This window comes from Yinghuangia soli (genome assembly GCF_021502675.1).
Taxonomy (GTDB): domain Bacteria; phylum Actinomycetota; class Actinomycetes; order Streptomycetales; family Streptomycetaceae; genus Yinghuangia; species Yinghuangia soli.
In genome coordinates, this window is record NZ_JAKFHA010000043.1 from 21,818 (window position 1) to 47,421 (window position 25,604).

General features: G+C 72.8%; 22 protein-coding genes. 11 read left to right on the forward strand and 11 right to left on the reverse strand.

The genetic code is table 11. The features are described 5' to 3' along the window. Nucleotides 1-148: 148 nt before the first annotated feature. The 4 genes from LZ495_RS38435 to miaA form a co-directional block, all read right to left on the reverse strand. Nucleotides 149-907 (reverse strand): SCO6745 family protein, encoded by a 759-nt coding sequence (locus tag LZ495_RS38435; RefSeq protein WP_235057834.1) that lies wholly within the window; start codon nucleotides 905-907, stop codon nucleotides 149-151. A gap of 174 nt (nucleotides 908-1,081) precedes the next feature. Further along, nucleotides 1,082-1,939, reverse strand: coding sequence for a diaminopimelate epimerase (gene dapF, locus LZ495_RS38440; protein WP_235057835.1), 858 nt, complete (start codon nucleotides 1,937-1,939; stop codon nucleotides 1,082-1,084). A gap of 136 nt (nucleotides 1,940-2,075) precedes the next feature. After that, nucleotides 2,076-3,881 carry a gamma-glutamyltransferase gene (gene ggt / locus LZ495_RS38445; RefSeq protein ID WP_235057836.1) on the reverse strand — a complete coding sequence of 602 codons (1,806 nt, stop codon included), beginning with the start codon at nucleotides 3,879-3,881 and terminating at the stop codon, nucleotides 2,076-2,078. 227 nt (nucleotides 3,882-4,108) lie between these two features. Next, complete coding sequence (gene miaA, locus LZ495_RS38450) at nucleotides 4,109-5,062, reverse strand: tRNA (adenosine(37)-N6)-dimethylallyltransferase MiaA (RefSeq protein ID WP_235057878.1); 954 nt, start codon at nucleotides 5,060-5,062, stop codon at nucleotides 4,109-4,111. A gap of 519 nt (nucleotides 5,063-5,581) precedes the next feature. On the opposite strand from miaA, the gene LZ495_RS38455 reads away from it, so the two are divergent. After that, nucleotides 5,582-5,851 (forward strand): antitoxin, encoded by a 270-nt coding sequence (locus LZ495_RS38455; RefSeq protein ID WP_235057837.1) that lies wholly within the window; start codon nucleotides 5,582-5,584, stop codon nucleotides 5,849-5,851. Nucleotides 5,852-5,975: 124 nt separating this feature from the next. On the opposite strand, the gene LZ495_RS38460 is transcribed toward LZ495_RS38455, so the two are convergent. Then, nucleotides 5,976-6,680, reverse strand: coding sequence for a class III extradiol ring-cleavage dioxygenase family protein (locus LZ495_RS38460; RefSeq protein WP_235057838.1), 705 nt, complete (start codon nucleotides 6,678-6,680; stop codon nucleotides 5,976-5,978). Between the two features lie 34 nt (nucleotides 6,681-6,714). Between LZ495_RS38460 and LZ495_RS38465 the strand changes: the two genes are divergently transcribed. After that, on the forward strand, nucleotides 6,715-7,305 hold the full coding sequence (locus LZ495_RS38465) for a histidine phosphatase family protein (protein ID WP_235057839.1): 591 nt from the start codon (nucleotides 6,715-6,717) through the stop codon (nucleotides 7,303-7,305). 76 nt (nucleotides 7,306-7,381) lie between these two features. Here the strand turns inward: LZ495_RS38465 and miaB are convergent, their stop codons facing one another. Beyond that, the gene (gene miaB, locus LZ495_RS38470; protein WP_235057840.1) at nucleotides 7,382-8,872 is read right to left on the reverse strand and encodes a tRNA (N6-isopentenyl adenosine(37)-C2)-methylthiotransferase MiaB; all 1,491 of its coding nucleotides are present in this window, start codon (nucleotides 8,870-8,872) and stop codon (nucleotides 7,382-7,384) included. Nucleotides 8,873-8,893: 21 nt separating this feature from the next. On the opposite strand from miaB, the gene LZ495_RS38475 reads away from it, so the two are divergent. After that, on the forward strand, nucleotides 8,894-9,910 hold the full coding sequence (locus LZ495_RS38475) for a TAXI family TRAP transporter solute-binding subunit (RefSeq protein ID WP_235057841.1): 1,017 nt from the start codon (nucleotides 8,894-8,896) through the stop codon (nucleotides 9,908-9,910). 136 nt (nucleotides 9,911-10,046) lie between these two features. Then, nucleotides 10,047-12,239 carry a bifunctional serine/threonine-protein kinase/glutamate ABC transporter substrate-binding protein gene (locus LZ495_RS38480; RefSeq protein ID WP_235057842.1) on the forward strand — a complete coding sequence of 731 codons (2,193 nt, stop codon included), beginning with the start codon at nucleotides 10,047-10,049 and terminating at the stop codon, nucleotides 12,237-12,239. Nucleotides 12,240-12,314: 75 nt separating this feature from the next. On the opposite strand, the gene LZ495_RS38485 is transcribed toward LZ495_RS38480, so the two are convergent. Then, nucleotides 12,315-13,757 carry a sensor histidine kinase gene (locus LZ495_RS38485; protein ID WP_235057843.1) on the reverse strand — a complete coding sequence of 481 codons (1,443 nt, stop codon included), beginning with the start codon at nucleotides 13,755-13,757 and terminating at the stop codon, nucleotides 12,315-12,317. A gap of 13 nt (nucleotides 13,758-13,770) precedes the next feature. Then, entirely contained in the window at nucleotides 13,771-14,517 is a 747-nt protein-coding gene (locus LZ495_RS38490) for a response regulator transcription factor (RefSeq protein ID WP_235057844.1), read from the reverse strand. Nucleotides 14,518-14,752: 235 nt separating this feature from the next. On the opposite strand from LZ495_RS38490, the gene LZ495_RS38495 reads away from it, so the two are divergent. From LZ495_RS38495 to LZ495_RS38520, 6 genes are all read left to right on the forward strand, one after another. After that, on the forward strand, nucleotides 14,753-15,505 hold the full coding sequence (locus tag LZ495_RS38495) for an amino acid ABC transporter ATP-binding protein (RefSeq protein WP_372498708.1): 753 nt from the start codon (nucleotides 14,753-14,755) through the stop codon (nucleotides 15,503-15,505). A 106-nt stretch (nucleotides 15,506-15,611) separates the two neighbouring features. Further along, nucleotides 15,612-16,499 (forward strand): glutamate ABC transporter substrate-binding protein, encoded by an 888-nt coding sequence (locus LZ495_RS38500; protein WP_235057845.1) that lies wholly within the window; start codon nucleotides 15,612-15,614, stop codon nucleotides 16,497-16,499. 163 nt (nucleotides 16,500-16,662) lie between these two features. Next, nucleotides 16,663-17,307 (forward strand): amino acid ABC transporter permease, encoded by a 645-nt coding sequence (locus tag LZ495_RS38505; RefSeq protein ID WP_235057846.1) that lies wholly within the window; start codon nucleotides 16,663-16,665, stop codon nucleotides 17,305-17,307. Then, a complete protein-coding gene (locus LZ495_RS38510; protein ID WP_235057847.1) occupies nucleotides 17,304-18,209 on the forward strand; it encodes an amino acid ABC transporter permease in 906 nt (301 codons plus the stop codon). The genes LZ495_RS38505 and LZ495_RS38510 overlap by 4 nt, the downstream gene beginning before the upstream one ends. A 221-nt stretch (nucleotides 18,210-18,430) precedes the next feature. Beyond that, nucleotides 18,431-19,351, forward strand: coding sequence for a glutamate ABC transporter substrate-binding protein (locus tag LZ495_RS38515; RefSeq protein WP_235057848.1), 921 nt, complete (start codon nucleotides 18,431-18,433; stop codon nucleotides 19,349-19,351). A gap of 259 nt (nucleotides 19,352-19,610) precedes the next feature. Beyond that, nucleotides 19,611-21,317 (forward strand): FAD-dependent monooxygenase, encoded by a 1,707-nt coding sequence (locus LZ495_RS38520; protein WP_235057849.1) that lies wholly within the window; start codon nucleotides 19,611-19,613, stop codon nucleotides 21,315-21,317. 140 nt (nucleotides 21,318-21,457) lie between these two features. On the opposite strand, the gene LZ495_RS38525 is transcribed toward LZ495_RS38520, so the two are convergent. Both LZ495_RS38525 and LZ495_RS38530 read right to left on the reverse strand, forming a co-directional pair. Continuing rightward, nucleotides 21,458-22,567, reverse strand: a complete 1,110-nt coding sequence (locus LZ495_RS38525; RefSeq protein WP_235057850.1) for an LLM class flavin-dependent oxidoreductase — start codon at nucleotides 22,565-22,567, stop codon at nucleotides 21,458-21,460. A gap of 67 nt (nucleotides 22,568-22,634) precedes the next feature. Continuing rightward, complete coding sequence (locus tag LZ495_RS38530) at nucleotides 22,635-23,243, reverse strand: TetR/AcrR family transcriptional regulator (RefSeq protein ID WP_235057851.1); 609 nt, start codon at nucleotides 23,241-23,243, stop codon at nucleotides 22,635-22,637. A gap of 288 nt (nucleotides 23,244-23,531) precedes the next feature. Between LZ495_RS38530 and LZ495_RS38535 the strand changes: the two genes are divergently transcribed. Continuing rightward, a complete protein-coding gene (locus LZ495_RS38535; protein WP_235057852.1) occupies nucleotides 23,532-24,494 on the forward strand; it encodes an alpha/beta hydrolase in 963 nt (320 codons plus the stop codon). 79 nt (nucleotides 24,495-24,573) lie between these two features. Here the strand turns inward: LZ495_RS38535 and LZ495_RS38540 are convergent, their stop codons facing one another. Beyond that, nucleotides 24,574-25,410: an SDR family NAD(P)-dependent oxidoreductase gene (locus LZ495_RS38540; RefSeq protein WP_235057853.1), complete on the reverse strand. Its 837-nt coding sequence runs from the start codon at nucleotides 25,408-25,410 to the stop codon at nucleotides 24,574-24,576. Nucleotides 25,411-25,604: the final 194 nt, after the last annotated feature.

The following is a 25,604-nucleotide window of genomic DNA, read 5'->3' on the forward strand; positions in this document are numbered from 1 at the left end:
TTTTCGGGCCACGTCGCCCGCGCGACCGGGAAGCCGGGTCCTCCCCGCGGGGGAGAGGAGCCCGGTTCCCTGCGACTTTCTCCGGGTTGCCCCTGACAGGGTCCCGTCCGTCCGGAGGATCGGCGCTCCGGGCCGGCCGCGCTGCGGGTCAGGCGTCCAGGTGCGCGAGTGCGGCCGGAAGGAGTGCGGCGAACTCCGCGGACTCGGCGTCGTCGAGCACCGTGTAGGCGGCGGCGACCAGTTCGTCGGTGAGCGCCTCGGCCTCGGCGCGGCGCGCGGCGAGTTCGTCGTCGAGGGCCGGGAAGGGCTCGGTCCAGCCGAAGAACTTGATCATGCCTTCGTGCTTGCGCTCGCCGATCTGCGCCTCCAGGGCGGTGATGCGGGTCGCGCGCAGTGCGAGGGCGTGCAGGTCGCTGCGGTGCTCGCGGAGGGACTGCAGGTGGTGCATGGCGCGGGCAGGCGCGTCGTCGGGCAGGGGCAGGGCGCGCCAGCCGGTGTAGAGGCGGCCGGCCGGGCCCAGGTCGTTGGCCTCGACGATCTTGCCGGCCAGCTCGGCGAGGCGCTCGACGCCGTCGAAGCCGGCCAGGTGGGCACGGCCCCAGGCGTGCCCGCACTCGGCGTAGGCGGCGGCCGCGTCGGCGACCGGGCCGATCTTGGCGGCGGCGGCCCACATCGCGGCGAGGGCGGTCGGCTCGAAGTAGTGGAAGGCCTCGACGACCACGTCGTCGGAGGCGTCGCCGACCACGCCGCCGCGGCCGGCGATGTAGAACTGGAGGCCGTCGTAGCCGAGTTCGGTGCCGCGCGCGGTGGTGGCGGGGTCGAAGAAGAACTTCGGTGCGATCTTCTGGACGGCTTCCTTGACCGCGGCGTTGGTGGTGCGTGCGACATCGATGCGAGAACCGGTCATGACGACCCCTCCGATTAACTTGGCTTCGTCAAGTGTTTCTAGCAGAGGCGTCGGCACGCTCCCAGAGCGCATCCCCGTTCCCGGGCCTTTTCTGGGGCGGCCCACAGCCGGCGGCCCGGGCTGTGCCCGGGCGCCGGCCGTGCAGGGGTCTGGAGGAAAAGTGGGGACCGCGGCTCAGGACCGCAGGGTCAGCTCGCCGAGGTCGACCTCGCCCTCGGCGACGATGCGCGCGGGGCCGGTCATCTCGATGCGGCCGTCCGCGTGCTCGGTGATCACCAGGCGGCCGCCGGGGACGTCCACCGTGTACGTCGCGGGCAGCGCGGCGCCGTCGCGGCGCGCGGTGGCGACCATGACCGCGCAGGCCCCGGTGCCGCAGGACCGCGTCTCGCCCGAGCCGCGCTCGTGCACGCGCATGGCGACGTGGCCGGGGGCGCGGTCGACCACGAACTCGACGTTGACGCCCTCGGGGTACGCCGCGGCCGGGGCGACCGGCGGCGCGGTGAACAGGTTGCCCGCCTCGTCCAGGTCGTCGACGAACACGACGGCGTGCGGGTTGCCCATATTGACGTTGACCGCGGGGCGGGTCGTGCCGTCCGGCAGTGTGACCTCGATGCCGTCCGAGCCGGGCAGCTTCGCGACGCCCATGTCGACCGTCACGTCGCCGCCGTCGGCCGGCACCTGCATGGTCTTGATGCCGCCCCGGGTGGCGATCTTGAACGTGCCGGGCGCGGCCTCGCCGGCCGCGACCAGGTAGCGGGCGAAGACCCGGGTGCCGTTGCCGCACATCTCGGCGATGCTGCCGTCCGCGTTGCGGTAGTCCATGAACCACTCGGCCTCGGCGGCCATGTGCGCCGCCGCGGGGTCCTTGGCCGACCGGACGACGCGCAGCACGCCGTCGGCGCCGATGCCGGCCCGCCGGTCGCACAGCGCCGCCACCTGGGCCGCGCTCAGGTCGAGCGCGCCGTCGGCATCCGGCACGATCACGAAGTCGTTCTCGGTGCCGTGCCCCTTGAGGAATCGCAGAGTGCTCACCCTGCCGATCCTACGGCGGTGCGCGGATCACCGGCGGCGGCGCCCATGCGGCGGCGGGGCCCGCCGCGTCCTCGGACGCCGCGGGCCCCGCATCACTGCATCTGCTGCCCGACCTACCGGCCTGCCGGTCAGCCGGTCAGCCGGGCCACACCACCCCCGCCGAGCCGCCGCCCCGCCGGGTGGGTTCGGCGACCGCCTGGATGCGGTTCCGGGTGAGGAATTCGAGCGCGGTCGCGGCACCGATCTCCGGGTTCTCGCGCAGCACGTGCCCGCGCGCGATCAGCGCGGCCCGCAGCTCGGCGGGTACGCCCGGTTCGACCTCGGTGGCCGCGCCGTTGCGCTGCGAGAGCCGGGCCGCGGCGACCGCGTCCGGCAGTCCGAGCCCGCGGTCCAGGCGTCCGGTGAGCACCTGCAGGACGGTGGTGATGATGGTCGCGCCGCCGGGCGAGCCGACCGCGATGAGCGGCTTGCCGTCCTGCAGCACGATGGTCGGCGACATGCTGCTGCGCGGCCGCTTGCCGGGCGCCGGGAGGTTCGGGTCCGGGACCGCGGGGTTGGCGGGCGCGAAGCTGAAGTCGGTCAGCTCGTTGTTGAGCAGGAAGCCGCGGCCCGGCACGGTGATCGCGCTGCCGCCGGTCTGCTCGATGGTCAGGTTGTACGCCACCACGTTGCCCCAGCGGTCGGCGGTGACCAGGTGCGTGGTGGACAGCCCTTCGTAAGGCTCGGCATCGCCGATGCCGGTGGCCGCCGGGCAGCCCTGGTAGGGCGGTGCCGGGTCGCCGGGGGCGATCGGGCTGACCGCGGCCTTGGCCGGGTCGATCAGGCAGGCGCGTTCCTTGGCGAACCCGTCGGAGAGCAGCCCGCGTTGCGGGACGTCGACGAACTTCGGGTCGCCGACGTACCGGTTGCGGTCGGCGAAGGCCAGCCGCGACGCCTCCAGGTAGTAGTGCGTCGCGGTCGTCTGGTCCATGCCGCGCAGGTCGACGGTCTCCAGGATGTTGAGCGCCTCGCCGACCGTGGTGCCGCCGGACGAGGAGGGCGCCATGCCGTAGATGCTCAGCCCGCGGTAGTCGATCCTGGTCGGCTTCTGGTCGAGGACCCGGTACGCGGCCAGGTCGCCGGTCTCCATGAGCCCGGGCCGGAAGACGCGGTCGGCGTCCGGCGCGACCGGCGGTGCCTTCACGGTCTGCACGACCTCGCGGCCCAGCGGGCCCTTGTAGAGCCAGTCGACGCCGTTGCGGCCCATCTCGCGGTACGTGCGGGCGAGGTCCGGGTTGCGGAACGTGCTGCCCACGACCGGGGGTTGGCCGCCGGGCAGGAAGAGGTCGCGGGTCGGGACGATGTCGTCGAAGCGCGTCTGGTTCGCGGCCGTCTGCGCCCGGAACGTCTCGTCCACCACGAAGCCGCGGGCGGCCAGTTCGGCGGCCGGATCCAGCGCCTGGCGCAGCGGGATCGTGCCCCACTCGCGCAGCGCGCGGGCCCACGTCGCGGGGGTGCCGGGGACGCCGACCGACAGGCCGGAGTTCACGCCCTGGTCGAACGGCAGCGGTTTGCCGGTGGCCGGATCGATGAACGCGGTCTCGGTCATGCGGGCGGGCGCGGTCTCGCGGCCGTCGATGGTCCGCACGGTGCGCGAACGCGCGTCGTAGTAGACGAAGTAGCCGCCGCCGCCGATGCCGGCCGAATACGGCTCGGTGACGCCGAGCGCGGCGGCGGTGGCGACCGCCGCGTCGACCGCGTTGCCGCCGCGTCTCAGCACCTCGAGGCCGATGCGGGTGGCGTCGGGGTCGACGCTGGAGACCGCGCCGCCGTACCCGGTCATGACCGGGACCTTCGGGAACGGCGCGGGTGTGCCCGGGTGCGCGGACGCCGCCGGGGACGCGGTGACGAGCAGGGCGGCCGCGGCCGCGCCGGCGGCCCAGCGCCGCGGCGCCTCCTTCATGCGCCTGAACGGTGTGAACTCCCGTGCTGATGTGGACGATCCGGCCACGGCACCCTCCCCCGGACGCGACGACGACGCATCAACGGTGGCACTTGCGTCCCACGCGGCACAGCCGAAATCGGGCCACAGCCGCAAGGTTCACCCGGATCGGCGACACCGCAGCGGGTGTGCGGCTCCGATTACCGGGGCACGAAAGCCCGTTCGCCGCACGCTCGCCCCCTCCCCCGCTACTCCCCGCCTTCCGGCCCGCCCGGCTGCCCACCCGGTTGTCCGCCCTGCGGCCCGGCCCCTTCCGGAGTCTCGAAGGCGATCTGGCGCAGCGCCTCGCCGACCAGGTCGGGCCGGTCGTACGCCAGCCACCGCACCCGCCGGTCGCGCCGGAACCAGGTGTCCTGGCGGCGCGCGAACCTGCGGGTGGACCGGGCGGTGTCCTCCTTGGCCTCGGCCTCGCCGATCTCGCCGGTGAGCTGCCGCAGCACCTGCGCGTAGCCGAGCGCGCGCGAGGCGGTCAGGCCGTCCCGCAGGCCCTGCTTCTCCAGGGCCCGGACCTCGTCGACGAGCCCGTCGCGCCACATGCGTTCGACGCGGGCGTCGATGCGCTCGTCCAGGACCGGGCGCGGTACGTCGACGCCGATCTGGACGCAGTCGTACACCGGCACCGGGCCGGGCAGCGTGGCGGTGAAGGGCCGCCCGGTGATCTCGATGACCTCCAGCGCGCGCACGATGCGGCGGCCGTTGCTGGGCAGGATCGCGGCCGCGGCGGCCGGGTCGAGTCCGGCGAGGCGGGTGTGCAGCGGGCCGGAGCCGCCGGCCTCCAGTTCGCGTTCCAGCCGGGCCCGGACCTCCGGGTCGGTGCCGGGGAACTCCAGGTCGTCGACGACCGCGCGGACGTACAGGCCCGAGCCGCCGACCAGGACCGGGGTGCGCCCGGCCGCGAGCAGCCCGTCGACGACCGCGCGGGCGTCGTGCTGGTACTCCGCGACGCTCGCGGTGCGGGTGACGTCCCAGACGTCCAGGAGGTGGTGCGGCACGCCGTCGCGTTCGGCGACGGTGAGCTTGGCGGTGCCGATGTCCATGCCCCGGTAGAGCTGCATCGAGTCGGTGTTGACGACGTCGCCGCCCAGCGCGCGCGCGAGCGCGACGCCGAGATCGGACTTGCCGGCCGCGGTGGGTCCGACCACCGCGACGACGCGCGGCGGCCGCGGGCCGCCGGCCGCCGGACGGGCCGCCGGATCGGTCGCGGCACCGGCCGCCGGTTCTGCTTCGGGAAGGGATCGCGCACTCACGGGGACAAGTCTGCCGGAACACCGGCTACTTACCGTCACCCGATGCGGTACGCCGGGGCCCGGCGACATAACCGTGCCCCGTCCGGCCTCGTTGTCCTGCGGCACGACATGCACATCCCGCACCTCCGACGTAGGGTCAAGGAGCAAGAAATGGGCGTTTTCGACTGGTTCAGGCGTAATTCTTCCGCGGACGCCGAGCAGGAGCCCGGCTCCCCGGACCCGGCCCGCGCCGGAAGCGTCGGAACCCTTGTCGAGGAGCGGCCCGCGACCGAGTGTTGCGTCCCCGCCCAGGATTCCGGTGCCTGCTGCGAAGGCAGCCGACCGGAGGAGGCCGCGGACGTTGCTTCGCCCGCAGCACTCGCGACTGTCCCGGAGCCTTCCGGCTCGGGTCGCAAGTCCGAAGGAGAGCAAGACATGGGTCTCTTGGACACCATCAAGGAAAAGCTCGCCCCGCACAGCGACAAGGCCGAGCAGGCGGTCGACAAGGCCACCGACATGATCGACGAGAAGACCGGCGGCAAGTACAGCGGTCAGCTGGACGCCGGGGCCGAGAAGGCGAAGGACACCCTCGGCATCAACAACGACGAGGCTGCCCCCGAAGCACCTGCCGAGGCAGCCCCCGAGGCGCCGGCCGCCGAGGCCCCGGCCGAAGCGCCTCCCGCGGAGGAGAACCCGCCCGCCTGACGGACGGGCAAGGCCGGCCCGGGAGGGCCGGCCGCACGGCACAGGTTCGCAGGCGACGGCGGCCACGGGAGAGTTCCCGTGGCCGCCGTCGTATGTGCGTGCGGGGCTTGCGCGTTCGGTGCGGTCAGCGCCACACCGCGACGAAGTAGCCCACGCCGTAAGGCGCGTCCTCGTACGTCAGGGTGCCGGTCAGGCCCGCGCCGTCGGCGGCGCCGGCCAGCACCTGCCAGGCTGCGCGGCCCGCCACCCAGAGCTGGTCGGCGAGTTCGGGGTCCAGGCCGGCCAGCGCGAGCACGTCGGCGCCGCCGAGTGCGGCGGCGATGGCCGCGTCGTACGCCTCGGCGCGCGCGTCGAGGTAGCCGGGCGCCTTCTCGGTCCGGCACGCGGAGCCGTCGCCGAGCACCAGGAGCGCGATCCGCTCGTCGCCCGCGGCGAGTTCGGCGCCGGACGCCAGGCAGTCGGCGGCATCCGCGCCGGCGGCCACCGCGAGGCCCGAGACCGGCACGCCGACCGGGGTGCGGGCCAGCAGCCAGGCGCCGACGGCCAGCGATTCGGGGAGCCGCTCGGTGCCGTCCCCGGTGCCGCCCTCGCCCAGGCGTACCGCGAGGTCCACGCCGAACGGCGCGAAGGACCCGGTACCGCCCTTGGCGAAGTCGGCCGACTCGGGGCCGGTGCCGACCACCACGACCCGGTCCGGGCGGGCGTCGGCCAGCGCGGCGACGGCGGCGTCGCACGCTCGGCGCAACGCGTCGAGCTCGCCCGCGGCGCCCGCGGCCAGCTCGGGGACGATCAACGGCGGATGAGGACACACGGCAGCGGCAACGAGCACGGCACGAGACTACCCAACGTGTTCTGATGGGCTCATGGCGCAGCTCACGATCCTGAGACACGGCGAGACCGAGTGGAGCCGGTCCGGACGGCACACCGGGCGGACCGACATCCCGCTGACCCCCGCCGGCGAGGAGCAGGCCCGCGCCGCGGGCAAGTTGCTCGCCGGGCAGCGCTTCGCGCTGGTGCTGGCCAGCCCGCTGCAGCGGGCCCGCGAGACCGCGGCGCTGGCCGGACTGGCCGGTGCGGAGCCGGAGCCGGACCTGATGGAGTGGGACTACGGCGGCTACGAGGGCCTGACCACGCCGCAGATCCGCGAGACGGTCCCCGACTGGTACCTGTGGCGGGACGGGATCGTCCCCGGCGACCCCGAGCATCCCGGCGAGCAGGCCGCGGAGGTCGGCGCCCGCGTCGACCGCGTCCTGGCGCGCGTCCGCCCGGTGCTGGCCGGCGGCGACGACGTGGCGCTGGTCGCGCACGGCCACGTGCTGCGCGTCCTGACCGCGCGGTGGCTGGGCCTCCCGCCCGCCGACGGCCGCCTCTTCGCGCTGGCCACGGCAGGTGTGTCCACGCTGGGGTACGAGCACGGCTTCCCGGTCATGACGGGCTGGAACGAGCGCGGCTGAGCTCTGGCCGGCTCGCAAACGGCGGCGGCCCGGTCAGGGGCTGTTTCCCCCGGCCGGGCCGCCGCCGTGTGTTGCGTCAGTCGGCGCAGCAGGCGCCGGCCGCGGGGGCGTCAGCCGGTTGGGCCGGGGCGCCGATCTGCGGCATGCCGAGGAGCACGCCGGGCTTGGCCGCGGCGGCCGCCGTCCCGGTGCGCTTGGCCCAGGCGTCGCCCGCGCGGGTGGCGCGCACGGACCGCGTCGGGCCTTCGGCGAGCAGGTGGTGCGGGGCGGCGTAGGTGATCTCGACGGTCGCCACGTCGCCGGGGCGCACGTCCTGCGCAGGGCGCTCGAAGTGCACGAGGCGGTTGTCGGGGGCGCGCCCGGAGAGCCGCGCGGTGGCCTCGTCCTTGCGGCCTTCGCCTTCCGCGACGAGGACCTCCAGGGTGCGGCCGACCTGCTTCTTGTTCTCGTCCCAGGAGATCTCGTCCTGCAGCGCGACGAGGCGCTGGTAGCGCTCCTGGACGACCTCCTTGGGGATCTGGCCGTCCATGGTGGCCGCGGGGGTGCCGGGGCGCTTGGAGTACTGGAAGGTGAACGCGTTCGCGAAGCGGGCCTCGCGGACCGTGTGCAGGGTCTGCTCGAAGTCCGCCTCGGTCTCGCCGGGGAAGCCGACGATGATGTCGGTCGAGATGGCCGCGTCCGGCATGGCCGCGCGGACCCGCTCGATGATGCCGAGGTAGCGGTCCTGCCGGTACGAGCGGCGCATCGCGCGCAGCACGTCGTCCGAGCCGGACTGCAGCGGCATGTGCAGCTGGTGCATGACGTTCGGCGTCTCGGCCATCGCGGCGATGACGTCGTCGGTGAAGTCGCGCGGGTGCGGCGAGGTGAAGCGCACGCGTTCGAGGCCGTCGATCTGCCCGCAGGCGCGCAGCAGTTTGGAGAAGGCCTCGCGGTCGCCCATGTCCGAGCCGTACGCGTTGACGTTCTGGCCGAGCAGGGTGACTTCGATCACGCCTTCGGCGACCAGCGCCTCGATCTCGGCGAGGACGTCGCCGGGGCGGCGGTCCTTCTCCTTGCCGCGCAGCGCGGGCACGATGCAGAACGTGCAGGTGTTGTTGCAGCCGACCGAGATGGACACCCAGGCCGCGTAAGCCGATTCGCGGCGGGTGGGGAGCGTGGACGGGAACACGTCCAGCGACTCGAGGATCTCGACCTGGGCTTCCTCCTGCACGCGGGCGCGCTCCAGGAGCACCGGCAGCGAGCCGATGTTGTGGGTGCCGAAGACCACGTCGACCCAGGGGGCCTTGGCGACGATGGTGTCGCGGTCCTTCTGGGCGAGGCAGCCGCCCACCGCGATCTGCATGCCTGGCCGTTTGGCTTTCTTCGGCGCAAGATGGCCGAGGTTGCCGTACAGCCGGTTGTCGGCGTTCTCCCGCACCGCGCAGGTGTTGAAGACGACGACATCGGCTTCTTCGCCCGCGGAAGCGCGGACGTAGCCCGCGTCCTCCAGCAGGCCGGACAGCCGCTCGGAGTCGTGGACGTTCATCTGGCACCCGTAGGTGCGCACCTCGTAAGATCGCGCGCTCATATCGAAATCAAGGGTACGCGTATGAGACAGGGCGGCACAGCGCCGGTTCCCCGGGGCGGCGGGCAGATCCGGCGTACCCGGACGATCGTCGCGCTGGCACTCGCGCTCGCGCTCGCGCTGTTCGCCGGCGGGCTGTGGATCAGCTCGGACGACGCGGCGCCGTACCGCGGCGGGCCGATCTCGATCGCGGCCGGGGTGCGCAGCGGCGTCTACTTCAAGTACGGCGAGCTGCTGGCCCCGCGGCTCACCGAGGACCTGGGCGCGCCGGTCCGCGTGGACGAGAGCAGCGGTTCGGTGGACAACCTGGCCCGGATCGGCGACGGCCGGAACACGCTGGGCATAGCGACGGCCGACTCGGTCGCGAACCTCGACCCGGCGAAGCGGGCCGAGCTGCGCGCGGTCGCGCGGTTGTACGACGACTACGTGCAGTTGGTCGTGCCGGCGTCGTCGGGCATCCGGTCGCTGGAGGACCTGAAGGGCAAGCGCGTGGTGATCGGCCCTCCGCAGTCGGGTGTGGAGCTGATCACGCGGCGCATCCTGGCGACCGCCGAGATGGACGCGGACCGCGACATCGTGCCGGTGCGGCTGGGCATCGGCGACGCCACGAAGGAGCTGGGCGCCGGGAACGTGGACGCGTTCTTCTGGTCCGGCGGGCTGCCGACCGAGGCGGTGTGGCAGCTGGCCCGGAGCATGAAGCTGCGGTTCGTGCCGCTGGGCGAGGTGGCCACCAAGCTGCGGGCGAAGTACGGGCATGTGTACCGCGAGGCGGTGATCCCGGCCGACGCGTACCCCGGGCTGGACGGGCGCCGCGATGCGACCGTGCCGACGATCGCGGTGCCGAACCTCCTGGTGACCCGGGCGGATGCGGACACCGGGCTGATCCGGCAGGTCACCGGCACGGTGATGGGCGAGCGGGAGTCGATCGGGGCGCAGGTGCACGCCGCCCAGTTGGTGGATCCGCGGACCGCGATCTTCACGGACCCTCCGCTGAAGCTGCACGAAGGTGCCCGGCTCTGGTACAGATCGGCGAAACCGTGATGCGTCCGACGTCGCGCGTAGACCGGTAAATGCAAGATGCTGGGGGCCTGACCCTCCGGCGAGTGCGCGGCACTCCTACACTCTGACCTCCTGTCAGAAGTCGGAGCACACTCCCGGAGCACCCTGGGAGGAGGGCGTGACCGCAGTGTCCGAAGGCGATGTCGGCCGTGTGCTGAACCAGCGGTACCGCCTGAGCCGCAGCCTGGGCCGCGGCGGTATGGGCGAGGTCTGGTTGGCCGTCGACACCGCGTTGGGCCGCGAGGTCGCGGTCAAGGAACTCCTGCTGCCGGCTTCCCTGGACGAGGCCGCGCAGCGGTCCTGGCTGGAGCGCAGCAAGCGCGAGGCCACTGCCGCCGCCCGGATCCGGCACGAGAACGTGGTCACCGTCCACGACGTGTTCGAAGAGGACGGGCGCCCGTGGATCGTCATGGAGCTGGTGATCTCCCGCTCGCTGTCCGAAGTGGTGCGCACCGAAGGCCGGCTCGAGTACGCGGAGGCCGCGCGCATCGGGCTCGACGTGCTGCGGGCGCTGCGCGCCGCGCACGCGAAGGGTGTGCTGCACCGCGATGTGAAGCCCGCGAACGTGCTGCTGGGCTTCGACGGCCGGGTGGTGCTCACCGACTTCGGCATCGCGACGTTCGTGGACGCCCCGCAGGTGACGCATGTCGGGGAGCTGCTGGGCACGCCCGGGTATCTGGCGCCGGAGCGGGCCGAGCGGTTCGCCACCGGCGGTGTGCCGGTCGAGGGCCGGCGCGGCGGGGCGGTCTGCGAGGCGGACGAGTGCGACCCGGAGGCGTGCGACGCGGACGGCCGGGAGGCCGGCGCCGAGACCGCGGTGGCCGGCGGGGGCGTGCGGACGTCGGACGAGACGCTGGGCATGAGCGGTACGACGCTGCTGGACCCGGCGTCCGACCTGTGGTCGCTGGGCGCCACGCTGTACGAGATGGTCGAGGGCCGTCCGCCGTTCATCCGGGCCTCGCCGGTCGAGGTCGTGGACGCCGTGGTCAACCACGCGCCCGCGCCGCCGCGCCATGCCGGTGCGCTGGAGCCGGTGGTGATGGGCCTGCTGCGGAAGGACCCGGCGGAGCGGCTGGACGCCAAGGAGGCCGAGGAGCTGCTGGTCCGGGTGATCCAGGACGCGCTGCCGCGCACCTGGGGCGGCGAGATGCTCCCGGCGCAGCGGCCGCCGTCCGCGGGCGAGACCGCGGGGCCGGGCGCGTACCGGGCAGGGCTCGGCAGCGGGCACACCGCGACGCACCGCAGTGTGCCGGGCGGTTCGGGAACGCGGGCGGGCGAAGCGGCGGCGGAGCTGGGCGTCCATGCCGCGGACGAGCCGGTGGAGCCGACGTGGGCCGGCGAGCTTCCGGACGATGCGGAAGCGGCGGTCGTCCTCGGCGGGCCCGCGGGCGATGCGCCGGATCCGGCCCCGGGGCGGTGGACGCGCCGCCGGAAGCTGCAGGTGATCGTGCCCGCGGTGCTCGCGCTCGTGCTGGTCGCGACGTCGCTGGTGCTGCTGAAGGCGGTCGGCTCGGACGGCAAGGGCAGCGACCGGCTGGCGCAGTTGCGGGCCCGGTCGGCGACGTACCAGGCGATGGTGCAGCGCGGCTACATGATCGTCGGGGTGAAGCCGGACCAGCCCGGGGTGAGCCAGAAGGGCGCCGACGGGCAGTACACGGGCTTCGACGACGACATCGCGCGGATGATTGCGGCGGATCTCGGGTTCGCCGGGAAGATCCGCTTCGTGGACGTCGAGACGCAGGGCCGCGAATACCGGATAGCGAGCGGCCAGGTCGACCTCGTGGTGGCGAGTTACACGATAAATCCGGAGCGGCTGCAGCGGGTTTCGTTCGCCGGCCCGTACTACGTGGCGGGGCAGGACTTCCTGGTCCGCAAGGACGACCCGGGTGCGGCGCGCCCGGAGGACCTGGCGGGCAGCCGGGTGTGCGTGGTCCGCGAGTCGACGTCCGCGGCGCGGGTGCGGCAGAAGTTCCCGACCATGCAGGTCGAGGAGCGCGGCAAGTATTCGGAGTGCGTCGACGAGCTGCTCAAGCGCAATGTGCGCGGGGTGAGCACCGACGACACCATCCTGGCCGGGTTCGTGGCCCGGCATCCGGCCGAACTTCGGGTGCTGGGCAGCCCGTTCTCGGACGAGCCGTACGGTGTGGGGCTCAGCCGCGGCGATGCGGCGCTGGCCGGTGCGGTGTGCGATGCGCTGAACCGGCACATCGCCAACGGCGACTGGCAGCGGGCCTACGACGGGACGCTCGGCACGCTCGGTCTGCTGCCGCCGCGGCCGCCCAAGTGCGTACCGCACGTGCCGTCCGAGTAGCCGTCCGCGTGGCCGTACGTGTAGCCGTCCGTGCAGGCGTACGAGCAGCCGGCCGCCCGGGGCTCGGAGCGGGTCTCAGAGGGCGCGGTCGACGGTGACCGTGACGACCAGTCCCCCGCCGTCGCGCGCCGAGAAGTCGATGCTGCCGCCGGTGGCCCGCAGGAGTGTGCGGGCGATGGACAGGCCCAGCCCGGAGCCGTCCACGTTCTGATGGTGCTGGCTGCGCCAGAACCGGTCCCCGACGCGCCGGAGTTCGGCCGGTTCGAGGCCGGGGCCGCGGTCCGCGACGCGGATCTCCAGGACGCCGCCGACGGCCGCGAGGGCGACGGCGACCTCGCCGTCGTCGGGGCTGAACTTGAGGGCGTTGTCGAGGATCGCGTCCAGTGCGCTGCCCAGCGCGATCGGGTCGACCTGGCCGGTGAGGGCGCGCGGGCCCTGCTGGTCGAAGTGCTGGCCGCGGGAGCGGGCCACCGGCTCCCAGGCGTCGATGCGCTCGCGGACCAGGGCGGCGACGTCGAGCGGGACGCGGTCGGCGGCGCCGCCCGCGGCGTTGGCGGCGTTCTCGGCCAGGGCCAGGGCGAGCAGTTCGTCGAGGACGTGGGTGAGGCGCCGGCCTTCGTCGCGTACGCCGTCGAGGGTCGCCTGGTGCTCGGGCGGCAGGCTGAGGCCGAGCTCCTCGATGCGCAGCAGGAGGGCCGAGAGCGGGTTGCGGAGCTGGTGCGAGGCGTCCGCGGAGAAGGCCCGCTGCTGTTCGACGACGGTCTCCACGTGGTCGGCCATCTCGTTGAACGCCTTGGCCAGGCGCCGCAGTTCGGGCGGTCCCTGGGCGGCTGCCACGCGGGCGCCCAGGCGGCCGGTGGCGATCTCGTGGGTGGCCTTGTCGAGGACCTGGACGGGCCGCAGGATGGTGCCGGTCAGGCGGCCGGCCGCGAGCAGCGCGACGACCAGCGCGACGGCCTCGGCGGCGCCCAGGAAGAGCCAGGCGTCGGTGGTGCGGCCGCGCATCTTGGCGGTGTCCGAGTCGGTGATCGCGACGGCGACGACGTCGCCGCGGTGCACGACGGGGACCGCGACCACGATGCGGCGGTCCTGCCAAGGCCACACCAGCGGGGGGTCGTCGCTGCGCCGCCCGGCCAGCGCGGCGTCGAAGGCGGCCTTGGCCTGCCCGTCGGAGGGCAGGGTGTAGACGGCGTCGGAGGCCAGCATGGTGCGGCGCTGCCGGTCCAGGATGGCGGCGTGGATGCCGTACGTGTCCTCGTACTGCTCCAGGTAGCCGCGGAGTTCGGCGCGGTTGATGCGGTCGGTCTCGGTCTGCGCCGGGGTCTCCGCGGAGATCTCCAGGTCGTCGCGGACCATGCTGCTCTGGAAGTCGGCGGCGAAGGCGGCGGTGTCGTCGGCCCGGTCCCGGGCGGTCTCCTGCTGGTAGCCGGCCGCCTGGGAGAGGGCCAGCGGGATGCCGAGGGCCAGCAGTACGGCCACCATGAGGGCGAGCAGCAGGGCCAGGAGTCGGGTGCGCACGTGCGGGGACCGGTCAGGCGTCCGGGACGATGCGGTAGCCGACGCCGCGGACGGTCTCGACGATGCGGGGGTTGCCCAGCTTGGCGCGCAGCGAGGCGACGTGGACTTCGAGGGTGCGGCCGCTGCCGGCCCAGCTGGTCCGCCACACCTCGCTCATGATCTGCTCGCGCCGGAAGACCACGCCGGGGCGCTGGGCGAGCAGCGCGAGCAGGTCGAATTCCTTGCGGGTGAGGACCACCTCGGTGCCGTGCACGGTGACCCGGCGGGCGGCGCCGTCCACGACCACGGTGCCGACCGCGAGCGGGCCGGGGCCGGGCGCGGGGGCGGCGGGCTGGGGTGCCGCGGCGGTGACGGCCGGGTCCGGGGCGGCGGCGGGGGCCTGGGGGCGGTCCGGGCGGGCGTCGGAGCGGCCCCGGCGGCTGACCGCGTGGATGCGGGCGAGGAGCTCGGCGATGTCGTACGGCTTGGTCACGTAGTCGTCGGCGCCCAGGTTGAGGCCGTGCACGCGGGACCGGACGTCGGCGCGCGCGGTGACCATGATGACCGGCACATCGCTGATGCGGCGTATTCGGGCGCAGACCTCGAAGCCGTCGTGGTCCGGCAGGTTGAGGTCCAGGAGCACCACGTCGACGTCGGCGGTCAGCGCGTCCAAGGCTTCCTCGCCGGTGCAGGCGTGCCGGACGTCCATGCCGTGCCGGCCGAGGACCGCGCGCAGCGGGGCGGCGATGCGCAGGTCGTCTTCGACCATCAGCAGCTGCATGGCGTGTCCTCCTCCGGGCTGGTTCCGGGCGGGCGGGTCGTGAACCGGGTCATCTAAGCAGACAGTCCAGATTCTGCCGAGGACGCACGACACACAACCCTCCGTTATCCGGTCTTGACCTCAGGTGAAGCTCAAATCCGGCCCGATCCGCGGTTCTTGCCCGCTTACATATGCCCACCACACGATCCGGAGGAGCGAAGCCACCGTGACCGAAGCCCTGGACAAGACACCGTCCCTGGAGAAAGAGGACGCCGTACCTCTGGTGGTCCTGTCGAAGGTCAACAAGCACTTCGGCGCGCTGCACGTCCTCCAGGACATCGACCTGACGATCACGCAGGGCGAGGTCGTCGTCGTCATCGGCCCCTCCGGGTCGGGCAAGTCGACGCTGTGCCGCACGATCAACCGGCTGGAGCCGATCGACTCCGGGTCGATCACCATCGACGGCCGCGCGCTGCCGCAGGAGGGCCGTGCGCTGGCCCGGCTGCGGTCGGACGTCGGCATGGTGTTCCAGTCGTTCAACCTGTTCGCGCACAAGACGGTGCTGCAGAACGTGATGCTCGGCCCGGTCAAGGTGCGCCGCGAGACGCGCCAGGCGGCCGAGCTGCGGGCCCGGCAGCTGCTGGACCGGGTCGGCGTGGGCAACCAGGCCGACAAGTACCCGGCGCAGCTGTCCGGCGGCCAGCAGCAGCGTGTGGCGATCGCCCGGGCGCTGGCCATGCAGCCCAAGGTGATGCTGTTCGACGAGCCGACCTCGGCGCTCGACCCCGAGATGGTCAACGAGGTGCTGGAGACCATGCGGTCGCTGGCCGCGGACGGCATGACCATGGTCGTCGTGACGCACGAGATGGGCTTCGCCCGCTCGGCGGCCAACCGCGTGATCTTCATGGCGGACGGCCGGATCGTCGAGGAGAACACCCCCGACGAGTTCTTCGGCAACCCGCGCAGCGACCGCGCCCGCGACTTCCTGTCGAAGATCCTGCACCACTGATCCCCGCAGCTTCCCGGGTGCACCGCCATGCGGCGGTGCGGCGGCCGGACGCCGTGCCCGGGGCCGCCCGCTTGCCCGTACCTGAAACCACCAAGGAGTGAGGGTCATGAAGATCCGCAAGACCATAGCCGTCGCCGGCGTCGCCGCCCTGGCCCTGCTCGGCACCGCTTGTGGCAAGGACGACAAGTCGAGCGACGCGGGCAAGGCCCCGTCGTACGAGGTCAACGACAAGTTCTCGATGCCGGACTCGAAGACCTGGAAGGCCGCGAAGGACCGCGGCCACCTGATCGTCGGCGCCAAGGAAGACCAGCCGTTCCTGGGCTTCATGGACCCGGCCACCAAGGAGCGTTCCGGCTTCGACATCGAGATGGCCCGGATGATCTCGGCCGAGCTGGGCCTGGACCCGAAGAAGATCGAGTTCAAGACCATCGCGTCGGCGAACCGCGAGACCGCGCTGCAGAAGGGCGACGTGGACATCTACGTCGGCACCTACAGCATCACCGACAAGCGCAAGGAGTCGGTCGGCTTCGCGGGTCCGTACTACATCTCGGGCCAGAGCCTGCTGGTGAAGAAGGACAACACCGCGATCACCGGCAAGGACACGATCGCGAACAAGAAGGTCTGCTCGGCCAAGGGCTCGACCCCGGCCCAGAAGATCACCAAGGACTTCCCGACCACCACGCTGGTCGAGTACGACACGTACAGCCTGTGCGTGGACAACCTGCTGAGCGGCCAGGTCGACGCGGTCACCACCGACGAGGCGATCCTCAAGGGCTACGCGGCCAAGGACCCGAAGAACCTCAAGGTCGTCGGCGAGAACTTCTCCACCGAGAAGTACGGCATCGGCGTCTCCAAGGACGACGCGCAGCTCCGCGAGGCGGTCAACAAGATCCTCGAGGAGAGCAACAAGGAAGGCGTCTGGAAGAACATCTACGACGCCACCCTGGGCCTGTCCGGAGCGCGGCCCCGGGCCGCCCCGCGGGTCGCGCGCTAGTGCGCCTACCGCGGCACCGCCGGCCGCGCCCTTCCCGGGCGCGGCCGGCGGTCCCCGGACCACGTCTCCACGTCCGATCCAGACCTGCGGGGATCACCGTGAACACATGCCCTGACGCCGCCCGCACGGCGGGCCTGCCCTCGGGCCGGAAGGCGGGTGCGCGATGAGCGTGCTCCGCGACAACTGGGACCTGATCCACAAGGGCTTCGTCGAGACGCTCTGGCTCACCCTGTGGTGCGGCGTCGTGGCGCTCGTGCTGGGGACGCTCCTGGCCGCCTGCCGGGTCTCGCCGGTGCCGCCGCTGCGCTGGTTCGGCACCGCGTACGTCAACATCATCCGCAACACGCCGCTGACGCTGCTGATGTTCTTCGTCGCGCTCGGGTTCCCCAAGCTCGACATCAAGTTCGACTACTTCACCTTCGCGGTGATCGCGGTCGGCGGCTACACCGCCGCGTTCATCTGCGAGGCGGTCCGCTCCGGCATCAACACGGTGCCGCTGGGCCAGGCCGAGGCGGCCCGCAGCCTGGGCATGACGTTCGGCCAGACGCTGTCGCTGGTCGTGCTGCCGCAGGCGCTGCGCGCCGTCATCCCGCCGATCGGCTCGCTGCTGATCGCGATGGTCCGCAACTCGGCGATCGCCGGTGCGTTCAACGTCGACGAACTGTTCGGCGTGAACTCCACGCTGGTCGAGAACGGCGAGAACGTCCTGTGGGTGTTCCTGTGGATCGCGGTCGGCTACCTGACGATCACGCTCACCCTGAGCGCGGTGTTCGCGCTGCTGGAGAAGAAGCTGGCGGTGGCCCGATGAGCCAGAAAGCCACTGTCCTGTTCGACGCCCCGGGGCCCAGGGCCCGGCGCCGGAACACGATCATCGGGGTCGTCGGGATCGCGCTGCTGATCGGCGCACTCGCGTACGTGGTCTACAAGTTCGACAAGACCGGGCAGTTCGAGTCGCGCAAGTGGGAGCCGTTCCAGTACACCGGCATCCAGGAGCTGATCCTCGACGGCCTGTACGCCACCCTCAAGGCGTTCGCGCTCGCGGTGGTGTTCTCGCTGATCCTCGGCGCGCTGCTGGCCGCCGGGCGGCTGTCCGAGCACCGCGTGCTGCGCTGGGCGGCGACCGCGTTCGTCACGTTCTTCCGGGCGATGCCGCTGGTCATCATGATCTTCTTCCTGTACGTGGCGCCCGCCAAGCTCGACGCCTGGCCCGGGTTCCTCGACTGGATCGGCGACGACGTCATGTGGCCGCTGGTCATCGGCCTGACGCTGTACAACGGCACGGTGCAGGCCGAGACGATGCGCGCCGGCATCCTCGCGGTCCCGAGCGGGCAGAGCGAGGCGGCGTACGCGATCGGCATGCGCAAGACGCAGGTCATGACCGTGATCCTGCTGCCGCAGGGCATCCGCGCGATGCTGCCGTCGATCATCAGCCAGATGGTGGTGACCCTCAAGGACACCTCGCTGGGCTTCCTCATCACGTACGGCGAACTCCTGTACACCGCCAAGCAGATCGGTGCGGTGCAGGACTACGGCCTGCCGCTGATCCCGGCGGCGATCGTGATCGGCACCATCTACATCCTGATCTGCACGCTGCTGTCGCTGTTCGCGGTGTGGCTGGAGCGGTTCCTCAGCAGCAGCCGGCAGGGCAAGCCGCCGGCCATCGCGGCGCCCGGCGACGGGGAGCTGCAGCAGGCGGGTGCAACTGCCTGATCCCGACCGGGATCCGCGGCCGGCCGTGTGCCGGACCGAAGCCCGACGCCCCCGCGGTGCCACCCCGCCGCGGGGGCGTCGCCATGTCCCGAGCCAGTCCTGCTCTCCACGGAGGGCCGCGATACCCCATGATGTCGTCCTGAAGTCCGGTCCCGGGGGAGACGGCGGCGCACCGCGCCCGCCCATGTGCCGACCCCGGCTGCCACCAAGGAGTAGGGGTCATGAGACTGCGCAAGGCCATAGCCGTCGCCGGCATCGCCGCCCTGGCCCTGCTCGGCACGGCCTGCGGCCGGGACGACAAGCCCGGCGGCACGCCGCCGCCGACCGGCGCGCCGCCCGCGGCGCCGTCGCTGCCGGTGTACACCGCGAAGGCGGGTGTGGACCTGTCCGCGTCGCCGACCTGGGCGAAGGCCAAGGAGCGCGGCCACCTGATCGTGGGGGCGAAGGACGACCAGCCGTTCCTGGGCTATCTGGACCGCGCGACGCTGGCGCGTTCCGGCTTCGACATCGAGATCGCCCGCATGGTGTCCGCCGAACTGGGCCTGGACCCGGCGAAGATCGAGTTCAGCACCGTCCCGTCGTCGGGGCGCGAGACCGCGATCCAGAACGGCGACGTGGACATGTACGTCGGCACATACAGCATCACCGAGCAGCGCAAGAAGCTGGTGGCGTTCGCCGGGCCGTACTACGTCTCCGGGCAGAGCTTCCTGGTGCGCAAGGACGAACAGGCCATCACCGGCAAGGACACGATCCGCGGCAAGCGGGTGTGTTCGGCGAAGGGGTCCACCGCATTCCAGCGCCTGCAGGTGGATTTCCCCGAGACGCAGGCGGTCTTCCAGGACGACTACAGCAACTGCGTGGAGCATCTGCTGGCCGGGCAGGTCGACGCGGTCTCCACGGACGAGGCGATCCTCAAGGGCTATGCGGCCAAGGACCCGGGCCGGCTCAAGGTGGTCGGGCAGCCGTTCACCACGGAGAACTACGGCATCGGACTCCCGCAGCAGGACCCGGTGTTCCGCACCGCGGTGAACGACGCCATCGAGGCGAGCATCGCCAACGGCAACTGGAAGGCGGCGTACGACGCGACGCTGGGCCTGTCCGGTGCGCCGGCGCCGCAGACCCCCAAGGTCGAGCGCGGCTGAGCCGCCGGACGCGCCCGCGCCGGGACTTCCTCCTTTCGGGCGTACCGGGTCGTGCGGCGCACGCCGTGGCGTACCGCCGCGCGCCCGGCAATGCGCCCGGTGCGCCGCCGTGCGACGCCGCTCCGCGCCCGCCGCGCCCGCCGCGCCGCGGGGCGTTGTCACACGAGTCGCCTCCGGTGCCGGATGATGGTCCGCAGGCGGTCCCGGGACGCGCCTGCGGACGCGGCCCGGGACCTCGACTCGTCGCGGGAGGCAGCACATGCCAGGCACGGCCGATTCCCCTCACCACCGGGACTCGGTGATCATCGTCGGCGCCGGACCGGCCGGTCTGGCGTGCGCCCTGGCACTCGCCCGGCACGGGGTGCGCTCGGTGCTCGTGGACGCGGGCGACGGGCGGGCCCGGGAAGGCTCGCGCTCGTGCGGTCTGGAGGCCGCCACCTACGCCTTCGCGGCGGGCCTGGCCGGCGGCCGGCTGGACGGTGCGGCGCAGCCGTGGGGGCCGCTGCGGATCCGCCGCCGGTCGACCACGGTGCCCGCGCCGCGGGCCGCGGACGGCCCGGCTGATGCCGGGCCCGCGCAGTACGGGCTGCCGCAGCAGATCCTGGAGCAAGCGCTGCTGGACGAGATCCCGGCGCACCGGCTGATCGCCACCGCGTGGCGGCACCGGGTCGAGGGCATCGAGCAGGACGCCGATTCGGTGACGGTGACCGCGCGCGGCCCGGGCGGCATCGCGCAGTGGCGCGGCGGCTGGCTGGTGGCCGCCGACGGGGCGCATTCGGCGGTGCGGCGTGCGCTGGGCGTGCGCTTTCCGGGGCGGCCGCGGGTGGACCGGCTGCTGTGCGCCGATGTGAAGGTCGCGCTGCCGCGCGTACCCTGGGACGAAACCCCGCCGGAGCCCTGGCTGTTCGTGGATCCGCCGTTCCAGCGGGACGGCACGGTGCTGGCCCGGCCGCTGCCGTCCGACATGTGGCGGCTGACCTGGCAGCTGCCGCTCGCGCACGGGGTGGCCAAGGCCGCGGACGCCACCGCGCTTATCCCGGTGCACGGCGATCCGGCCGATCCGGCGCGCACCGCGCAGCGGATCCGGGCGGTGCTGCGCACCCTGGAGGCGATGAGCCCGGATGCGGACACCGCCGCGGATCCGGCGTACGACCTGGTGTGGAGCGGCGAGTTCGAGGTGCACCAGCGGCTGGCGCGGCGGTTCCGGACCGGGCGCGTGCTGCTCGCCGGGGATGCCGCGCATCTGGTGCACCCCAATGTCGCGGACGGGGTGGACCTGGCGCTGCAGGACGCCCGCAATCTGGCGTGGAAGCTGGGCCTGGTGCTGGGGCGGCAGGCTCCGGAGCGGCTCGTGGAGACATACCACGGGGAGCGGCGGGGCGCGGCCCGGCGGCGGCTGGCGTACGGCGAGGACGCGCTGCATTTCCTGGCCCCGCGCGGCGCCGCGCAGAAGGTCGGGCGGCGCCTGACGCTGATGGGCGCGCGCAGCAAGGGCACCACGCTGCGACGCCTGGATCCGCGGGCGCTGGTGGCCGACTCGGTTCCGGAGTACGCCGGTTCGCCGCTGCTGACGCCGGGCGGCCCGGGGGTGGGGGCGCTGGTCGAGGACGTCGCGGTGGTGCGTGCGGACGGGCGGCGCGGGCAGCTGTCGGGGTGCTTGGACTCCGGTCTGGTGGCCGTGCTGGTCGCGCCGGGCATAGAGGTGTGGGACGGGCCGCGGTGGCGCGATGCGGGGCTGATGCCGCTGCTGCGCGCCCGGCTCGGCGAACTCCCGGTGCCGGCCGAGCTGGTGGTGACGCACGGGTATCCGGATGCGCCCGCGCACACGCTGCTGCTGGTGCGTCCGGACGGCTATCTCGCGGCGTGGCTGCCGCCCGGCAGCGACGGCGACGACCTGGTCGCGGCGGCGCTGCGGGTGGTGGGGCGGCGGGTCCCGGAGGCGGAGAGCGCGCCGGTGCCGGGCTGACCGGTCCGGCTGTGCGGCATCGCGGCTGTGCCGCAGCACGGCAGCACGGCAGCACGGCAGCGCGGCATGCGAACGGCGGCGGCAACCGGAGGCCCCTGAATCTCCGGATGCCGCCGCCCGGCGGTTGGTTCGCGGTGCCGTCAGTCCCGGAACTGCGGGAGGACGTGCTTGCCCATGAGCTCGATCGAGCGCATGACTTCCTCGTGCCCGATCTTGTACGGGTTGACCAGGCAGAGCAGCAGGTCGCAGCCCGCCGCCTCGTAGCGCTTGGCGACCTCGACGCAGTGGTCGGGGTCGCCGACGATCGCCGAGCCGGAGTTCTGCAGGTAGTCGAAGTTCAGGTGGCTGAGCGCGCCGCTGCGGCGGTGCTCGAGCGGGCCCGCGGCGTAGCTGTACGAGCCCAGTTCCTGCTTCTGCTCCTCCATCCACTCGGCGACCGAGGCGATGAGCGCGCCGCCGTGCCCGACGTACCAGACGCACGATTCGGCGGCCTCTTCGACGGCCTGCTCGGTGGTCGGCGCGCAGTGCACCATGGTGAAGGTGGCAGCCTGGTCGTTGATGAACTTCCCGGCCGGGTTGGTGCATTCGGCCAGACCCTGGCGGTACGACGCGATGCGGTCCGCGAGTTCCTCGGGCGGCACGCCCACGGTGAACGAGCACAGGCCCAGGCCGCGGCGGCCGATCTCCTTGTGGCCCTCCGGGCTGGAGGTGGCGCCCCACATCGGCGGGTGCGGCTTCTGCAGGGTGCGCGGCAGCACGCGCCGGGGCGCGCCCATCTGCCAGTACTTGCCCTGTGCCTGGTATTCGTCCTCGGTCCACGCGCCGACGATGTGGTCGAGGGCCTCGTTCCACATTTCGCGCGTCTCGGCCGGGTCGATCCCGAAGCCCTCCAGTTCGGCGCGGGTGGAGCTGCGCCCGGTGCCGAACTCGACGCGGCCGTCCGAGATCAGGTCGAGCACGGCGGCCGACTCGGCGGTGCGGATGGGGTGGTTGTACGGCTTGGGCAGCAGGCGGACGCCGTAGCCGAGCCGGATGTTCTCGGTGCGGGCCGCGATGGCGCCGTACAGCGTCTCGGGGTTGGAGCAGTGCGAGTACTCCTCCAGGAAGTGGTGCTCCACGGTCCAGAAGGAGTGGAAGCCCATCTTGTCGCCGAGGACGGCCTGTTCGATGGTGTTCTTGTACGCGCGGTGCTCGCTCTCGTCGTCCCACGGACGGGCGACCGGTATTTCGTAGAACAGTGCGAACTTCATGGCGATCCTCCTGCTCGGACGTACGGGGCGGTCGGTGCGGTGGGGGCGGTCGGGTCGGCCGCGCCGGTCAGGGCGCGAACCCCCGGGTGATGAACTCGGCGACGAAGTCCCGGACCTGCTCGGGGTCGTCGGCGTCGAAGGCGCGCGCGGGCACGGTGACCAGTGAGATCACCATGCGCATGATCCATTCGGTGGCGCGGTCGGCGTCCAGGTCGGCGCGCACTTCCCCGCGGGCCCGGGCCTCCTCCACGAACGGGATCCAGAAGGCGTGCCAGGCGGCCATGGCGCGTTCGCTGTGCGCGAGCAGCAGTGTGGCGTCCTCGGACTCGCCGGGCCGGTAGCTGAGCCCGAGTTGGAGCTCGGCGGGCCCCAGCGCGTGCACGTGCACCGCCGCCTCGGCGACCTGGCCGGCCAGCGTCGCGCGGCGGCGCACCAGGGGTTCGACGGCGGCCACGGTGAGTTCGGAGATGCGGGTGAGGACCGCGAGCACGAGCGCCTCGCGGTCCGCGAAGTGCAGGTAGACGGTGCGGCGCGAGACGCCGGCCTGCTGGGCCACGTCGTTCATCGAGACGCGGCGGATGCCCCACCTGCGGATGCAGTCGGTGGCCGCCTCGACGATGCGGTCGCGGGTGTCCGAACCCCGGGCCGCGCCCGGGGCGTTCACGGCACCGTCCACGTCCCACCTCCGGATTCCGGCGCGTGCCGACGGCCCGCGCCGCGGGTGATTCCCGACTGCTCAAGTGCACAAGTTTTGTATAGCTGTGCAGTCGCAATGTCCAGAGTCATCCGCGCAGCGCGGGCCCGGTCGCGGCGCCCGCCGCGGGGCAGACCGCGGACCGGGTGGCGGCGGCCCGCCGCGGAGCTTGACCCTGTCAACCGGGCGCCGGAAGGCATATAAAGATCCCGACGCACGATCCCCTCGCACTTCCGGCACAAGCCCCGTCCGCACCACCGGAGGACCCGCATGCCCGTCGTTCCGCAGATCCAGTCGATACTCGACGCCCTCGCCGGCGCTCCGCCGCAGCCGGAGGGGCTCCCCCTGGAAGAGCGCCGCGCGGCCGCGCACAAGGGCCTGGAGTCGGCGATCCTCGCGTTCGGCGAACCGGCCCCGGACGACGTGGAGCGCCGCGACGTCGCGATCACCGTGAAGATCCCGGACCACGGGACCATCCCGGCGCGCGTCTACACGCCGTCCACGCCGAAGCCGCGCGGCGGGCGCCCGGCGCACGTGTACTTCCACGGCGGCGCGTGGTGGCTCGGCACGCTGGACCACTTCGACGCGGAGTGCGCGAACCTGGCCAAGCTCACCGACTGCGTGGTCATCTCGGTGGACTACCGGCTGGCCCCGGAGTTCGCGTACCCGGTGCCGTTCGAGGACGGCGTCGCGGCGTGGGTGTGGGTGCAGGAGCGCGCGTTCGGGCTCGGCGTGAACCCGGACCGGGTCTCGATCGGCGGCGACAGCGCGGGCGGCAACATCGCCGCCGCGGTGACCCTCGCGCTGCGCGACCGGCGCATCCCGATGCCGGTCTGCCAGGTGCTGGAGGTCCCGGCCACCGACCTGACGATGACGCAGCCGTCGATCACGGAGAACGGCAGCGGCTACCTGCTGACCGAGAAGGCGATGCGCGAGGCCGTCGAGCTCTACATCGGCAAGTACGGGGACGCGAAGGACCCGTTCGCCTCGCCGCTGCACGCCGAGACGCTGCTCGGGCTGCCGCCGGCCCTGGTGATGACGTGCGAGTACGACCCGCTGCGCGACGAGGGCGAGGCGTACGCCAAGCGCCTGGAGGAGGCCGGCGTGCCGACCGTGGCGAAGCGCTGGGACGGGCTGACGCACGGCGCCGGGATGTACACCGCGCTGCTCGAAGAGGCCCGCGAGTACCGCGCGTTCCTGGTGGACTACCTGAGGACCGCGCACAAGATCTGAGTCCGGCATCCGAATCCGGCGGGCGTGCCGCCCGCGGCCCCGGGACGGTCTTCGGACCGCCCGGGGCCGCGGCCGCCGGTCAGCCCAGCGGAGGGGTCTGCGGCACCGCGCCGGAGAGCTGCTCGGCCGGGCGGGCCAGCAGGTATTCGGCGTATTCGGGGTGTGTGAAGGCCAGGAAGCGCTCCTCGCGGATCGCCTCGACCACGGTCTCCGCGGCGAGCGCCGGGTCGATGCCGCGGCCGGTGGTCTCGCCGAGTGCGGACTCCAGGAAGTCGGCGTCCGGGCTTGCCTCGGCGGCCAGTTCGGTGGGCCGGTTGCGCGCCGAACCGGGCAGCGCGGTGTTGACGTTGCCCGGGCACAGCACGGTCGCCTTGAGCTTGGACCCCTGCGCGGCGAGGTCGTGGGCGAGCGTCTCGGTGGCGGCGTACGAGGCGAACTTCGAGATGGTGTAGGCCGCGGAGTAGGCCGGGACGAAGAGGCCGGCGGCCGACGAGGTGGTCACGATGTGGCCCTCGGTGTCCTGCGCGATCATGCGCGGTACGAACGCCCGGATGCCGTGCATGACGCCCCACAGGTTCACCCGCAGCGTCCACTCCAGGTCGGCGGGCGGGCGGCCCCAGATCACGCCGCCGGCGAAGACGCCGGCGTTGTTGCACAGCACGTGGACCGCCTCGAACTGCGCGTAGGCGAAGTCGGCGAGTGCGCATACCTGGGCCTCGTCGCCGACATCGGTCACCTTGGCGACCGCTTCGGCGCCGCGCTTGTCGAGCAGTTCGAGTGTCTCGTCGAGGGCGTCCTCCTCGATGTCGGCGGCCACCACGCGCATGCCTTCCGCGGCGAAGCGCAGCGCGAGCGCGCGCCCGATGCCGCTGCCCGCGCCGGTGACCACCGCGGTGCGTCCCGCGAAATCGCGCACTGTCCCATCCCCCTGGCGATGTGTGCCTGAGCCCTGGAGCGGTCCAGGGCAACCGAGTCGAGCGGGTCGAGCGGGTGGAGCCGGTCGAGCAGGCCGAACGAGGTGGAGCACAGCGATCCGTACGCAAGCGTATGGGCGAGTACGGACGCGCGCCGGGAGCCTAGACCAGCGCGCCGCGCTTTCCCAGGGCCCGG

Excerpts from the sequence above, each read along its gene's own strand:
- LZ495_RS38515 (WP_235057848.1), top strand. The coding sequence starts at position 18,431 with ATGAGACTGCGCAAGGCCATAGCCGTCGCCGGCATCGCCGCCCTGGCC.
- LZ495_RS38535 (WP_235057852.1), top strand. The coding sequence starts at position 23,532 with ATGCCCGTCGTTCCGCAGATCCAGTCGATACTCGACGCCCTCGCCGGC.
- LZ495_RS38475 (WP_235057841.1), top strand. The coding sequence starts at position 8,894 with ATGAGACAGGGCGGCACAGCGCCGGTTCCCCGGGGCGGCGGGCAGATC.
- LZ495_RS38455 (WP_235057837.1), top strand. The coding sequence starts at position 5,582 with ATGGGTCTCTTGGACACCATCAAGGAAAAGCTCGCCCCGCACAGCGAC.
- LZ495_RS38490 (WP_235057844.1), bottom strand. The coding sequence starts at position 14,517 with ATGCAGCTGCTGATGGTCGAAGACGACCTGCGCATCGCCGCCCCGCTG.
- miaB (WP_235057840.1), bottom strand. The coding sequence starts at position 8,872 with ATGAGCGCGCGATCTTACGAGGTGCGCACCTACGGGTGCCAGATGAAC.
- LZ495_RS38505 (WP_235057846.1), top strand. The coding sequence starts at position 16,663 with ATGAGCGTGCTCCGCGACAACTGGGACCTGATCCACAAGGGCTTCGTC.
- LZ495_RS38465 (WP_235057839.1), top strand. The coding sequence starts at position 6,715 with ATGGCGCAGCTCACGATCCTGAGACACGGCGAGACCGAGTGGAGCCGG.
- LZ495_RS38500 (WP_235057845.1), top strand. The coding sequence starts at position 15,612 with ATGAAGATCCGCAAGACCATAGCCGTCGCCGGCGTCGCCGCCCTGGCC.
- LZ495_RS38510 (WP_235057847.1), top strand. The coding sequence starts at position 17,304 with ATGAGCCAGAAAGCCACTGTCCTGTTCGACGCCCCGGGGCCCAGGGCC.
- ggt (WP_235057836.1), bottom strand. The coding sequence starts at position 3,881 with ATGAAGGAGGCGCCGCGGCGCTGGGCCGCCGGCGCGGCCGCGGCCGCC.
- LZ495_RS38435 (WP_235057834.1), bottom strand. The coding sequence starts at position 907 with ATGACCGGTTCTCGCATCGATGTCGCACGCACCACCAACGCCGCGGTC.
- LZ495_RS38525 (WP_235057850.1), bottom strand. The coding sequence starts at position 22,567 with ATGAAGTTCGCACTGTTCTACGAAATACCGGTCGCCCGTCCGTGGGAC.
- LZ495_RS38520 (WP_235057849.1), top strand. The coding sequence starts at position 19,611 with ATGCCAGGCACGGCCGATTCCCCTCACCACCGGGACTCGGTGATCATC.